The 12625-nt window shown below is 65.5% G+C and carries 12 protein-coding genes and 1 tRNA gene; 5 read left to right on the top strand and 8 right to left on the bottom strand.

All coding sequences use genetic code 11. From position 1 onward, the window contains the following. Nucleotides 1-252 precede the first annotated feature (252 nt). The gene (locus QQL24_RS06290) at nucleotides 253-1086 is read right to left on the bottom strand and encodes a beta-keto acid cleavage family enzyme (RefSeq protein WP_284311048.1); all 834 of its coding nucleotides are present in this window, start codon (nucleotides 1084-1086) and stop codon (nucleotides 253-255) included. Nucleotides 1087-1183: 97 nt separating this feature from the next. Here QQL24_RS06290 and QQL24_RS06285 point away from each other — a divergent pair, with 97 nt between their 5' ends. Both QQL24_RS06285 and QQL24_RS06280 read left to right on the top strand, forming a co-directional pair. Beyond that, a complete protein-coding gene (locus QQL24_RS06285) occupies nucleotides 1184-2071 on the top strand; it encodes a MurR/RpiR family transcriptional regulator (RefSeq protein ID WP_284311047.1) in 888 nt (295 codons plus the stop codon). Then, nucleotides 2068-3399, top strand: a complete 1332-nt coding sequence (locus QQL24_RS06280) for an aspartate aminotransferase family protein (RefSeq protein WP_284311046.1) — start codon at nucleotides 2068-2070, stop codon at nucleotides 3397-3399. The genes QQL24_RS06285 and QQL24_RS06280 overlap by 4 nt, the downstream gene beginning before the upstream one ends. A 153-nt stretch (nucleotides 3400-3552) precedes the next feature. Here QQL24_RS06280 and QQL24_RS06275 read toward each other — a convergent pair whose 3' ends face one another. The 7 genes from QQL24_RS06275 to aroA form a co-directional block, all read right to left on the bottom strand. After that, nucleotides 3553-4737, bottom strand: a complete 1185-nt coding sequence (locus QQL24_RS06275; protein WP_284311045.1) for a mandelate racemase/muconate lactonizing enzyme family protein — start codon at nucleotides 4735-4737, stop codon at nucleotides 3553-3555. A gap of 215 nt (nucleotides 4738-4952) precedes the next feature. Next, nucleotides 4953-5285, bottom strand: a complete 333-nt coding sequence (locus QQL24_RS06270) for a hypothetical protein (protein WP_284311044.1) — start codon at nucleotides 5283-5285, stop codon at nucleotides 4953-4955. 212 nt (nucleotides 5286-5497) lie between these two features. Continuing rightward, entirely contained in the window at nucleotides 5498-6484 is a 987-nt protein-coding gene (locus QQL24_RS06265) for an Ldh family oxidoreductase (protein WP_284311043.1), read from the bottom strand. A gap of 318 nt (nucleotides 6485-6802) precedes the next feature. After that, nucleotides 6803-7705 carry a c-type cytochrome gene (locus QQL24_RS06260; RefSeq protein WP_284311042.1) on the bottom strand — a complete coding sequence of 301 codons (903 nt, stop codon included), beginning with the start codon at nucleotides 7703-7705 and terminating at the stop codon, nucleotides 6803-6805. Between the two features lie 532 nt (nucleotides 7706-8237). Further along, entirely contained in the window at nucleotides 8238-8870 is a 633-nt protein-coding gene (gene grpE, locus QQL24_RS06255; RefSeq protein ID WP_284311041.1) for a nucleotide exchange factor GrpE, read from the bottom strand. A 66-nt stretch (nucleotides 8871-8936) separates the two neighbouring features. Continuing rightward, nucleotides 8937-9560 carry a (d)CMP kinase gene (gene cmk / locus QQL24_RS06250; RefSeq protein ID WP_284311040.1) on the bottom strand — a complete coding sequence of 208 codons (624 nt, stop codon included), beginning with the start codon at nucleotides 9558-9560 and terminating at the stop codon, nucleotides 8937-8939. Beyond that, nucleotides 9557-10936, bottom strand: a complete 1380-nt coding sequence (aroA, locus tag QQL24_RS06245; RefSeq protein ID WP_284311039.1) for a 3-phosphoshikimate 1-carboxyvinyltransferase — start codon at nucleotides 10934-10936, stop codon at nucleotides 9557-9559. Before aroA ends, cmk begins: the two co-directional genes overlap by 4 nt. Nucleotides 10937-11308: 372 nt before the next feature. Between aroA and QQL24_RS06240 the strand changes: the two genes are divergently transcribed. From QQL24_RS06240 to QQL24_RS06230, 3 genes are all read left to right on the top strand, one after another. After that, the gene (locus QQL24_RS06240) at nucleotides 11309-11710 is read left to right on the top strand and encodes a TIGR02300 family protein (RefSeq protein WP_284311038.1); all 402 of its coding nucleotides are present in this window, start codon (nucleotides 11309-11311) and stop codon (nucleotides 11708-11710) included. Between the two features lie 188 nt (nucleotides 11711-11898). Next, nucleotides 11899-11974 (top strand) — tRNA-Ala (locus QQL24_RS06235). A 186-nt stretch (nucleotides 11975-12160) separates the two neighbouring features. Continuing rightward, entirely contained in the window at nucleotides 12161-12550 is a 390-nt protein-coding gene (locus QQL24_RS06230; protein WP_284311037.1) for a DUF2177 family protein, read from the top strand. Nucleotides 12551-12625: the final 75 nt, after the last annotated feature.

Below are 12625 nucleotides of genomic sequence, written 5' to 3'. Positions count from 1 at the left end.
TTCGACTTGAATAGCCCGGGGGCATGAGCGTGAGCGCGACGTCAAGGACCGCCGCAGGCGGCCGGCTGCGCCGGCGCTACGCGTCCTTGATGACGCCCTCACGCTCATGCCAACCTCAGATCACCAGGGAGGTTGACACAGGGTGTCTCTTGGAAACGTTATGTTCTACGATAAAGGAAGAGCGGACATCGCGACATGCAAGCATGTCGCTGTGATGTCCGCGCTCCCGGGGCGGCCTTCGGGCCGCCTTTTCTATGTCCGCCGCATCGCCCGCAAATCGTCGGCGGATCCAAGCCACAGCCCACAGCCTTCGATGGCGCGTCGTGTCAGGGACACCATCTCGCCATTGCTCTGCGCTATGTTGCCATCAGGACGGAAGAGATTGTTCTCGAAGCCGACCCTGGCATGCCCACCCAGCAGCGCCGCGGTGGTGACGCAGGCCGTTTCCCGGCGCCCGAAGGCGCAGACGCTCCAGGGGCCGAAGTCCGGCTGTCCCGGCGCCAGGAAGGGTAGCAGGTCCCTCGGGCTGGAAATCTGGCCGGGCGTGTAGCGGCCCAGCACATGGAGCACCGCGATATCCTCCCACGGCAGCATCCCCCGCTCGCGCAGCCGGGCGAGCTGCCGCGCCTCCTGCGGTGTGTAGAGGATGATCTGCGGCGTCACCTCTTCCCGCTTCAGCCAGGCGAGAAAACCGGCGAAGGCGATCTCCTCGCTCCCGTCAGGCAGCAGTTCGCGCAGCGCCAGCGACACCGCTTCGGGCCGCACCGCCTGCACCACCGCGCGCTGCTCGGCCGGCGCGTAGAGGCCGAGCGCCTCGCTGGTGATCTGGATGACCAGCCTGTCGCCCACCGCCGCCCGGATCGCCGCGATGGTGGTGCGATAGGCCTCGGCATCGAGGAGATGGCCGCCATCGGGCTTGCGGACATGGGTATGAATCATCGCGGCGCCGGCCTCCAGGCATTCGGCGGCCGTGCGCGCAAGTTCCAGTGGGCTTAACGGGAGGGCCGGGTGGTCGGCCTTGCCACGCCGTCCGCCATTGGGCGCCACGGCAAGGATCACGGGATTTCCTGTCGCTTGCGCTTCCATCGTGATCGATCCGATCCATCTGTGAATCATTTGAATTGAAATATGAGACAATGAAACATATGAATCACTGACAATCAAGCACAAGCAGGTTCGCGCCATGTCGGATGGCCCGCTCTCGGCCCGGATCATCGAAGCGTTCGACGCCATGCCGGCGCAATTGCGCAAGGCGGCGCGCTATGTGCTCGACCGGCCCCATGACGTGGCGCTGCTGTCGATGCGCGAGCAGGCCCGCCGGGCCGAGGTTCCTCCCGCCACGATGACGCGCTTCGCCCGTCATTTGGGTTTCACCGGCTATGAGGATGTGCGGGAGATCCACGCGCAGGCGCTGCGGGGCGGCGCGCCCGGCTTCGCGGGCAAGGCCGGCGCCCAGCTCGCGCGCCAGAAGCTGGAAGGCGACAGGGGGATGGCGGCCGCGATGCTGGCTTCCCTCCGTCGCCAGATCGAGCATCTCGGCAGCGAGGACAGCCTCGATGCCCTGACCGCCGCGGCGGATAGGCTGGCCGGCGCCCGCCGCATCTACAGCCTTGGGCTCAGGGCGAGCCATCCGGTGGCCTGGCAGCTCCATTACATGCTGTCGCTTGTTGGCGAGCCGGCCATCTGTCTCGACACCAACGCGGGCACGGGCGCCGACGCTCTCGCCGATGCGGGGGAGGAGGACGTGCTGCTGGCGGTCAGCGTCGAGCCCTATACGCGTCTCACCATCGAGATAGCCGATTACGCGGCGCAGCGCGGCATCGGCGTGCTCGCCATCACCGACAGCGCGGTGGCGCCGCTGGCGCGCATTGCCCGGCAGGTCATCCTGGTCCCGACAGACAGTCCCTCCTTTTTCCACGCCATGGCGCCGGCCTTCATCCTGGCCGAGATCCTCGGCGCCCTCGTGGCCGGGCATGGCGGGGAGGCGGCACTCGCCGCACTGGCGCGCAAGGACGAGCATCTGAGAGCACTCGGCACCCATTTCAGCAAGGTAGGCAGCAGGCAGCCATGACCCATATCCTCCATCGCTCCATCCAGGCCGCGATGCCGGTCGCCGTGGGCGGCAAGGGCATCGAATTGTTCGACCGCGACGGCAAGGCCTATATCGATGCCTGCGGCGGGGCCGCCGTCTCCTGTCTCGGCCATGGCCATCCGGATGTGCTGGCGGCTCTGCACCGCCAGCTCGACACCCTCGCCTATGCCCATACCGGCTTCTTCACCAGCGCGGCCGCCGAGGCCCTGGCCGACCGTCTGGTCGAGGAGGCGCCCACTGGCCTCGACCATGTCTACCTAGTCAGCGGCGGTTCGGAAGCGGTAGAGGCGGCCTTGAAGCTCGCCCGCCAATATTTCGTGGAGAAGGGCGAGCCGCAGCGCCGCCACGTTATCGCGCGCCGCCAGAGCTTCCACGGCAACACGCTCGCCGCCCTGGCCACCGGCGGCAATGAGTGGCGCCGCGCCCCCTTCAAGCCGCTGCTGATCGAGACCCACCATATCGATCCCTGCTACGCCTATCGCCTGCAGGCGGCAGGCGAGAGCGACGAGGCCTATGCCGCGCGCGCCGCCGGCGCCCTCGAAGCCAAGATCCAGGAGCTGGGCGCCTACCAGGTGATCGCCTTCGTCGCCGAGACCGTGGTCGGCGCCACGGCCGGCGCGGTGCCCCCGGTCGCCGATTATCTCAAGCGGATCCGCGCCATCTGCGACCGCCACGGCATTCTGTTCATGCTCGACGAGGTGATGTGCGGCATGGGTCGTACCGGCACGCTGCACGCCTGCGAGCAGGATGGCGTCTCGCCCGACCTGATGACCATCGCCAAGGGCCTGGGCGGGGGCTATCAACCGATCGGCGCCGTGCTGCTCAGCGCCGAGATCTTTCGGGCCATTGCCGAGGGATCGGGCTTCTTCCAGCACGGCCACACCTATATGGGCCACCCGATGGCCGCTGCCGCCGCCCTCGCCGTGCAGGACATCATTCGCCGCGATGGCCTGCTCGCCAATGTCGTCGCCATGGGCGAAAGGCTGCAGCGCCGGCTCGAAGAGCGCTTCGCCAACCACCACCATGTCGGCGATATAAGGGGGCGCGGCCTGTTCCGCGGGGTCGAATTCGTGGCCGATCGCACCAGCAAGCAAGTCTTCGATCCCGGCTTGAAGCTGAATGCCCGCGTCAAGCGCGAGGCGATGGCCCGCGGCCTGATGGTCTATCCGATGGGAGGCACGATCGACGGCGTCCAGGGCGACCATGTCCTGCTGGCGCCACCCTTCATCGTCTCGGAAGGCCAGGTGGACACCATCGTCGAACGCCTGGGCGAGGCGGTGGACGCGGCGGTGGCGTCGGTAAGGTAAGGGCCGAATCCAAGCCGGAAGGGGCGCGGGTTATCCTTCCCCGTAGTCGGGGGAAGGATTACTGCGTCTCTTCTTGACAAGCTGAGATGTGTGAATTCGACAACCGAAACCGGGGAGGGATTCCTCGCGCCTTCCCCGGCCTGGATTATCCTCTCAGCTCAGCGGCAGCCGGCGAAACACGCCGGGGCGGTCGGGGTCGTGATATTTGTTGTACGGGCCCTGGTCGAGGAAGAGCTGGTGCAGGCGCTGCAGCTTCTCCTGCGATAGCGTCACGCCGAGACCCGGCCCTTCGGGCACCGGCACGACATTGTGCTGAGGCCGGAACGGGCCTTCCTCGATGACGTCGAGCGGCTGCATGCGGAAGAGCGACTGGTTGGGCTCGCGGATATGCGGCATTGCCGCGCATAGATGCAGGTAGGCGGCGCTCGCCACGCCCGAATCACCCGAATAGCACCAGAAATCGAGGCCGAGCTGCTCGCAGGCGCCGACGAAGCGCACCGTGCGGCCGAGGCCGCCATGGGTGGCGATGTCGGTGACCACGGCATCGGGCACGCCGAGATCGGCGGCCTGGCGCAAATCGAGGCTGTGCACCGAGAAGGGGATCGAGGTGTGTTCGCGCAGGGCCTTGAGGTCGTAGAGCGAGCCGCAGGGGTCTTCCCAGTTGCGGATGTTGAGCGGCTCGATCTCGCGGGCGATCTGGCGCGCCGTGGTGAGGGAATGCGCCATGTTGCCGTCGATGCGCAGCATGGCGTCGGGGCCGAGCGCCTCGCGCAGCATCTGCAGCATGCGCACGCTGGGCGCGATATCGGCCGTGTAGAACTTGCCCTCGAAGAAGGTGGTGCGATGCGCCGCCTTCAGGCCGAGGCAGTAATCGACCACCTCCTCCGGCGTGGTTTCGCCGCCATGAGGCCCCGCCTTCTCGCGGAAGGAGAAATAATCGGTGACCGGGATGGCCTTGCGGACCGCACCGCCGAGGAGGTCGTAGAGCGGCCGGTTCCAGAGCTTGCCGCGCAGGTCCCACAGCGCCATCTCGATGCCGCCGAAGGCGCGTACCAGGCCATAATCGATATTGTTGGAGATGCCCTGCCAACTCGGCAGGCAAATCAGCTCGGCGCCGGCGATGTCGATGGCATCGCGCCCGATCAGCCGCGGGGCGAGCGTGGCATTGATGGTTTGCGCATGGGCATAGGAGGGGGCTTCGCCGATGCCGGTGAGGCCCTCATCGGTCTCGACCTCGACGATCGTCTTGGAAAACCCCGCCAGCGAGCCGTAGGACCACAGATAGGGTGCCTCCAGGGGGATGTTGACGGGGGTGGCCCTGATGGCGGTGATCTTCATCCAACGCTCCTATTTTGTATAGGCATAATGCGGGATGAAGGGCTTGGGAAGAGTGCGGCCGCTTCTACGGAGCGAGACGGGTCGGGCAACGGGGCGCGATGGTGTGCCGACCTGGCGGTCGGCACAAGAACACCACGTCAGGAAGGTGTGCCGGCCTGGTGGCCGGCACACTGGGCGGCGCCTAGCCGAAATGGCCAGCGGCCAGCCGTTACGCCTCAGTCGGCCAGGACGCGGTCGCCGCGGCAGACATTCACATTGTTGAAGGTCGCCTCGTAGCCGTCGCTGAAGCGTACTTTGATGTCGAAGAGGCAGTTCTCGCCGCTCATGGTGAAGGTGCTTTCGCTCTTCGGACGAATGGCTTCCTCGACATTGGCCTCCTGCCAGGGGTCGCTCTCGCCGGCATTGGCGAACCAGACCTGCTGGATGGCGCGACTCGAATTACGATTCACCACGGTGAGGGTTCCGCCTGCCAGCGCGGGGGTGCACGGCAGCATGCCCGTCAGCGCCATCGCGCTGCCGACTAGGGCAATCATTGTCAGTTTTCGCATCTCTCACTCTCGCTTGTGCGAAATGAATTCCACAGGGATTAAAAGCCCGGGCGGGCCAGTAAGAAAGTGCCGATTCAGCCCGCGTTTGTCCAAACAAATCCACTATGACCAAAGGGAAGTGATCCCTCGGAAACAGGAGTTGCAAGGAAACAATAGACATTAGGGTATAAAAATACCTCTTTTGTCATCGCGTTACTTATCTTGGGCGTTTCCTAGTTATGCAACCTGGAGTATAGTTTATCGTCCATCTCTACACCTGCGTGCAGATTGCGGGCCCTTGCCGCCAGTCGGCGATCGCCAGGCAGGCGCACGCCGTCCTGGGCCAGCATGGCGGCGAAGAGTTCCTCGATTCGAGTGGGGAAGCCGGCATCGAAGGCCGCAGGATCCCACACGGTGAAGAACTGGCCGACGCCGGGCGGCGAGCCGTCCGCCTTTGCGTAGGGCGAGGCGTCCTTGGAGAAGTGGGCGCCGGTCAGGCCGGCTGCGAGGAGGTCGATCATCAGGGCGAGGGCACCGCCCTTGGCCCCGCCGAAGGGCAGGAGCGAGCCCGCCAGCGCCGCCTGCGGATCGGTGGTCGGGCGTCCCTCGGCATCGAGCGCCCAGCCTTCCGGCAAGACCTCGCCCGCATCGGCCCTGGCCCTGAGCGTCACCTTGGTGATCACGCTGGTCGCCTGGTCGATCACCAGCGGAGGCCCTATGCGACGCGGCGCGGCGAAGGCCATCGGGCTGGTGCCGAACAGAGGTTTTGTGCCGCCCCAGGGCGCGATGTTCGGTGGCGAATTGGTGACGGCGAAGGCAACCAAGCCAAGCCCGGCGAGATCCTCGACGGGATGGCCGAGCACGCCGGCCGAATAGGAACGGGTCACCGTCATCGTGGCGGTGCCGCAGGCGCGCGCCGCCGCGGCAAGGGTGGGAAAACCCGCTTCCAGCGCCGGATGGGCGAAGCCATTGGCGGCATCGACATGCACCACGCCCGCGGCGCGCTGCGTCACCACGGGTACGGCCTTGCCGTCGACCTTGCCGGTGCTGAGATGGGCGAGATAGGTGGGAAGATAGCCGAGGCCGACCGAGCGGATGTCGTCGGCTTCGGCAAGGCGGACGGAGCGCGCCACCGGCCGGGCGTTCGCGGGCGTGGCCCCGGCCTCGACGAGGGTGCGCAGGGCGTAGGCTTCGATGGTGTCGAGGGAAACGAGGGGCACTCGGAGGACTCGGTGGAGGAGAGGGCCGAGTCTGCCCCAGGGTGCGGGCTGGGGTCAAATGGGCGGTTGGGTGAGAAGGCGCGACATAAGCCTCCCCTACGAAGCTGGGGGAGGTGTCATTGCGAAGCAATGACGGAGGGGTGTGGGCAGAAAAAGGTGCGGGAACCGCCAACCTTGGATTTTGCTTCCCGCGCTTTATCCTGGCCACACCCCCTCCGAGCCGGCTTCGCCGGCCCACCTCCCCCAGCTTCGTGGGGGGCTTCGCGCCGCGCTTCTTATTCAGGGGACTATACCAGTTACATAGCCGGCTTACTACAATCACTCTACCGGCTTGAGATCCCGCAGGAACGTCACCAGCGCCGCATAGTCCGCGTCATTGATATTCTTGTACCAGCCGAATGCCATCAGCGGCACGATATGGCTGCCATTGGGGCGCTGGCCAGACTTCAGGGCGGTGACCAGTTGTACATCCGTCCAGCCGACGATGCCATTCTTGTTAGCCGGCGTAAGATTGGCGGAGGTGATCACCACGCCATCCGGCATGCCGAATTCGTTGCCGCCGGCGCCGAGGCGCGTCATGTCGTTGCGGCCCTGCACGAGCGGGGTGTGGCAATCCATGCAATGGCCGAGCCCGGTGGCGAGATAGGCTCCATAGGCGACCTTGTCGTCATGCGGCACGTCGGCAACGCTGGTCACCGGCGGGCCATAGGCCTCAGGCAGCGGAATCTTGTAGACCGATTTCTCCACCTTGTTGGAGACCGGCTTGACCTGCCGCAGATAGGCGACGATGGCCTTTACGTCGCTGTCCGACATGCCGCGATAGAAGGCGATCGGCATGGGCGGCCCGATGATCGAACCATCAGGCCGTTTGCCGTTGCGGATGGCGTCGATGATCTCAGCGTCCGTCCAGTTGCCGATGCCGGTTTCCTTGTCCGGCGTGATGTTGGAAGCCACTGCGTGGAAGATCGGCGCATCGATGGCAAAGCCGCCCGCGAGTTCCTTGTCGGCGATCGGCGTGCCGTCCGCCGCCTTCGGCGTGTGGCAATTGCCGCAGGCGACGATCCCCTCCATGAGATAGCGTCCGCGTTCGAGCAACGGATCCGCACTCGCCCGCTGGAGCGGTACCAGGCCTGCGGCGGCGAGGCCCATCAGTGCCGCCGTGAAAAACGCCTTCCAGTTCATCATGTCCTCCCGCAGCATGCACGCAACTGGAGAAGGCATACGCGAAATCGCTATTATCGGCTACAATACTTCCAACTTGTACTAGAAATATGCAGTAATCATTTTGGATGAGGCGGAATAATACTGACGCAGCAAGCAATATGCGAGGCTTCAACGCGCGGCTATACATTCACGCGGAATCGGGTCTGATGACAGAGAAACTATGCCTGGGCCATACCACCGATCGAACCTGCCTGAAGGAAGAGTATAGTAGAGGGCCGGCCGGATCGCATCTATCTGGGCTGGGTGGCTTGGCGAGAACCGGAAGGGCCAGCCAGGAATGGCCTCCGGCCTTGCGGCAGGCCGGCCTTTCGACAAGGCTTCCGCTGCGACGGCGATGGGTGGCACGTCGATGATGATCGGTTCTGCTTCCTGCGTGGCCGGCAGTGGTTCGCCGGCTCAGAGCGGCAGCAGTGGCAATCCCGGCGAACTGCCCGGCCGGCGGGCCTTGGGAAGCGGGACCGCCATTCTTGAGCTATCGTGCTTGCGAGAAAGGAAGATGGCAGTCTGAGACTGCCACTCCACAATCGACCTAGCTCTGCTTCTCGGCCTCGGCCGTGGCCGGCTTTGGCCCGCCACGGGCGACGCCCACCATGGCCGGGCGCAGTACGCGCGAGCCGATGCTGTAGCCGACCTGCACGACCTGGGCGACAGTGCCGGTGGGCACGGAGGTGTCGGGCACCTCGAAAATAGCCTGGTGGAAATTCGGGTCGAAGCGCTCGCCCTGTGGGTCGATCTTCTTCACGCCGTGCTTTTCCAGCGCACGCAGCATGGCCTTCTCGGTCAGCTCCACGCCCTCGACCAGCGTCTTGACGGCCGGATCGCTCTCGCGAGCCTCGGCGGGCGTGTTGGCCAGCGCCCGGGCCATGTTGTCGGCCACGTCGAGCATGTCGCCGGCGAACTTGGCCACGGCATATTGGCGCGTGTCGCTGACTTCGCGCTCGCCGCGGCGGCGTACATTCTCGACTTCGGCCAGGGTGCGCAGCAGCCGGTCCTTGAGGTCGGCATTCTCGGCCTGGAGCTTGGTCAACACTTCGAAGGCATTGTCGTTGGTGGCGTCCTGCTCGCCGCCGGCCTGGCCCGTGCTTTCCGCCGTCGCTTCGGCCGAAGCGCTCGCTTCCACCTCGATCGGGGTCTCGACTTCGGGTTTGGTCTTGCTCGTCATCTTATCTGTTCCAAAAAATCATTCGGGCCGCATATCAGCGCCCGAGAGCCTAAAATCAAGGGTTGATTAGTCCTTATGCCGGTTTGTGAGGAGGAGAGCGGCGGCAAAGGCGCTCTCGACATCGAGGGCGGTGGTGTCGAGCACATGGGCGTCGGGCGCGGGCTTCAGGGGGGCGTCGGTGCGGCCGGCATCGCGGGCGTCGCGCTTGCGGATATCGGCCAGCACCTCCTCGTAAGGAGGAGCGTCGCCACGCTTCTCCAGCTCGAGATGGCGCCGCCGCGCCCGGATCTCCGGTGCGGCCGTGACAAAAATCTTCACCTCGGCGCCGGGCGCGATCACCGTGCCGATGTCGCGGCCGTCGAGCACCGCCCCGCCGCGCTGGTGGGCGAAACGGCGCTGCAGGTCGAGCAGGGCCTTGCGCACCTTGGGGTGGGCAGCGACGATGGAGGCGGCTTCCCCCATCTCGCGCCCCCGCAGCCGGGCTTCGTCGAGCTCTGCGACATCGAGCAGCTCGGCGATTTCGGCGGTTGCGTCGGCGTCGTCGAGCTCGAGCCCCCGGTCGAGCGCCACGCGGCCCACGGCGCGGTAGAGCAGGCCGGTGTCGAGGTGGGGCAAGGCGAAATGCTCGGCCAGGCGCTTGGCCAGCGTGCCTTTGCCGGATGCGGCGGGGCCGTCAATCGCTATGATCATGCCAGGTCGGCTCCAAAGTCGGCTCCAAACTCCGCTCCGAGGCTGCGCATCATCGGGATAAAGCTGGGGAAGCTGGTGGCGATGAAGGCCGTGTCGTCCACGCGCACGGGTACGCGCGAGGCCAGACCCATCACCAGGAAGGCCATGGCGATGCGATGGTCCATATGGGTGACGACATCGCCGCCACCCGGAACAGCAGCCGACCCGGTGACGATCAGGTCATCGCCCTCGATGCGATGAGCGACGCCATTGGCAGCAAGGCCGGCGGCGACGGCGGCCAAGCGGTCGCTTTCCTTTACCCGCAACTCGCCGAGGCCGCGCATATGGGTTTGACCTTCGGCGAAGGCGGCAGCCACCGCCAGCACCGGATATTCGTCGATCATCGAGGGCGCGCGCTCGGCCGGCACCTCGACGCCCCTGAGGGTGGAATGGCGTGCGGTGAGATCGGCGACGTCCTCGCCACCTTCGACACGGAGGTTGGCTTCGGAGATGTCCGCGCCCATCTCGCGCAGGGTGGTGATCAGCCCAGTACGCAGCGGGTTCATCATCACGCCTTCGATCACGATGTCCGAACCCGGCACGATCAGCGCCGCCACCAGTGGGAAGGCGGCGGAAGAGGGATCGGCAGGCACGATCACCGGCTTCGGCTTCAGGTCCGGCCGGCCGCGCAGCACGATCCTGCGGCCATGAGCGCCATGCGGGGTGACGGTGACCTCGGCGCCGAAATGACGGAGCATGCGCTCGGTATGGTCGCGCGTGGCCTCGGCCTCGATCACCGTCGTCTCGCCCGGGGCGTTGATGCCGGCGAGCAGCACGGCGGACTTGACCTGCGCTGAGGCGATGGGGCTCTCATAGCTAATCGGCACGGGATCGGCGGCGCCGCGCAGGGTCAGCGGCAGGCGGTTGCCCTCGGCGCTGACGACGATCTCGGCGCCCATCTTGAGGAGCGGGGTCAGCACCCGCATCATCGGCCGCTGGCGCAGCGAGGCGTCGCCGTCGAAGGTGGCGGTTATGCCGTGGCCGGCCACCACGCCCATCATCAGGCGCGAGCCGGTGCCGGCATTGCCGAAATCGAGCGTGCCGTCAGGCGAAAGCAGGCCGCCGACACCGACGCCGTGCACGCGCCAGGAGCCTTCGCCGATCCGGGTGACGGTGGCGCCGAGCCGACGGCAGGCTTCCGCCGTCGCCAACACGTCACCGGCCTCGAGCAGGCCCTCGATCTCGGTCTCGCCCACGCTGAGCAGGCCGAAGATGAGGGCACGATGCGAGATCGACTTGTCGCCGGGCACCCGCACGCTGCCCGTCAGGCCCGGCGAGCGGTGCGCGGAAAGGGGCTTGGTCTCGATCGGGGCGGGTTTTGGCAGGCGGGCGGGCATGACCGCGCGCTTAGCATGGATGGGAGAGAGAGGAAACCACCGGCATCGATATGCAGGGTGCGTGGAACGCAACAGGTGGCGTAATTTGCGTGGAGCGGGGCACCGCGGCGTCATTCCGGCTGGAGCGAAGCGCAACGCCGGAATCCATGAACACAACCTTCAAAGGATAGTGTTCATGGATTCCGGGTCTCCACTCACAAGCGAAGCTTGTGAGGATACAGTCGCCCAGAATGACGTCGCGCCGACAGCCACCTTTCTCGAATCATCCCCTTGCCAATCCGCGAAAAGCGCCCATCTTTGCGAATCTCATTGACATCGAGGCTGGTTGACTGTAGCGGCCTCGCACTCCATTTTATGACAAAGGTTTTCGCCGTGGCCAGACCCGAACTTGGCACGAAGCGCGTTTGTCCGACGACAGGCCGCAAATTCTACGATCTGAACAAGGATCCGATCATCTCGCCCTATACCGGCCAGGTGGTCACCATCGCTGCGCCGGTGCTGTTGCGTGGCGCCCGTCCGGATGCTGTCGCTCCGCGCGTTGCTCCCCAGACGGAAGAGGATACCGATCTCGATCCCGTGGCCGATGCCGAACTGATCAGCCTTGAAGAGGCCGATGACGAGGCAAGCGCCGCCAAGACCGTGGTCGGCGACGATATCGACGTCGAGGACGATACGACCACCGATGACGACACCTTCCTCGAGGAAGACGAGGACGAGAACGACGACGTCACCGACCTGATCGGCGATGGCATCGAGGACGACGAGGAGGCCTGAGACGCATCCTCGCGCCGCGGTGCGGGCGCGGTTTTCCACAGGACCGCGCCTTTTTGACGGGGAAGCGTTTTTTCCGAAATTTCTTCGTCACATGACTTGCATCGAGCCGCCACCTGTGAGAAAGGAGCGGCCCGTCGGCGGAAACGCCGAGGGACTTGAAGGCGGCGCCCAAACCGCTTTTGCAAAGTGGGGTCATAGCTCAGCTGGGAGAGCGCTACAATGGCATTGTAGAGGTCGACGGTTCGATCCCGTCTGGCTCCACCAAATCTTCCCGGACTACAAAGGCCGCCTCAGGGCGGCTTTGTTGTTTCTGGGGAGCAGTGCTTCCTTTGGCAAGCGTCGCGATTCCATGCCAGTCTGAAGACCGGCATCTACCTCGCAGACACCGGCCTCGCTACTGATCCACCACCGCCTCCCGCGCGTATCGAAAGTAATAATTCGGAGCGGTTCATGATCAAAGCAGCCACGGCCTACGCCGCCACGCTCGCCTGTTTTCTATCCATCGATGCGATCTGGCTCACCCAGATGACAGGCTGGCTCTACCGGCCGCTGATCGGCCCGCTGCTCGCCGATTCGGTGGTGCTGGTGCCGGCCGTGCTGTTCTATCTTCTCTATGCTGCCGGCATCGTTGCCTTGGCGATCCGGCCTTCGAACCATTGGCAGGGGGCTCTCGCCCGCGGCGCCATCCTCGGCCTCACCGCCTATGGCACCTATGATCTCACCAACCACGCCACGCTGAAGGACTGGCCACTGGCGATTACGCTGGCTGACATGGTATGGGGCACGGCGCTGACGGCGATCGGGGCCGTGGCAGGATATGGCGCGGCGAGGGCGGTGTAGTCTTCCCGGGTGCGCGGGCATCCTGCCCGCCGCTTCCCATCCTGCGAGCGCTGCAGTTCAAGATGCGGGCAGGAT

It is taken from the genome of Labrys miyagiensis (genome assembly GCF_030160835.1).
GTDB lineage: Bacteria > Pseudomonadota > Alphaproteobacteria > Rhizobiales > Labraceae > Labrys > Labrys miyagiensis.
The sequence above is the reverse complement of the archived record's forward strand: the minus strand, read 5'-3'. Positions and strand labels throughout refer to the sequence as shown.

Bases quoted from the DNA above. Each gene is read 5' to 3' on its own strand.
- QQL24_RS06260 (WP_284311042.1), bottom strand. From the start codon at position 7,705: ATGCCTTCTCCAGTTGCGTGCATGCTGCGGGAGGACATGATGAACTGG.
- QQL24_RS06270 (WP_284311044.1), bottom strand. From the start codon at position 5,285: ATGCGAAAACTGACAATGATTGCCCTAGTCGGCAGCGCGATGGCGCTG.
- grpE (WP_284311041.1), bottom strand. From the start codon at position 8,870: ATGACGAGCAAGACCAAACCCGAAGTCGAGACCCCGATCGAGGTGGAA.
- QQL24_RS06280 (WP_284311046.1), top strand. From the start codon at position 2,068: ATGACCCATATCCTCCATCGCTCCATCCAGGCCGCGATGCCGGTCGCC.
- aroA (WP_284311039.1), bottom strand. From the start codon at position 10,936: ATGCCCGCCCGCCTGCCAAAACCCGCCCCGATCGAGACCAAGCCCCTT.
- QQL24_RS06290 (WP_284311048.1), bottom strand. From the start codon at position 1,086: ATGGAAGCGCAAGCGACAGGAAATCCCGTGATCCTTGCCGTGGCGCCC.
- QQL24_RS06285 (WP_284311047.1), top strand. From the start codon at position 1,184: ATGTCGGATGGCCCGCTCTCGGCCCGGATCATCGAAGCGTTCGACGCC.
- cmk (WP_284311040.1), bottom strand. From the start codon at position 9,560: ATGATCATAGCGATTGACGGCCCCGCCGCATCCGGCAAAGGCACGCTG.
- QQL24_RS06275 (WP_284311045.1), bottom strand. From the start codon at position 4,737: ATGAAGATCACCGCCATCAGGGCCACCCCCGTCAACATCCCCCTGGAG.
- QQL24_RS06230 (WP_284311037.1), top strand. From the start codon at position 12,161: ATGATCAAAGCAGCCACGGCCTACGCCGCCACGCTCGCCTGTTTTCTA.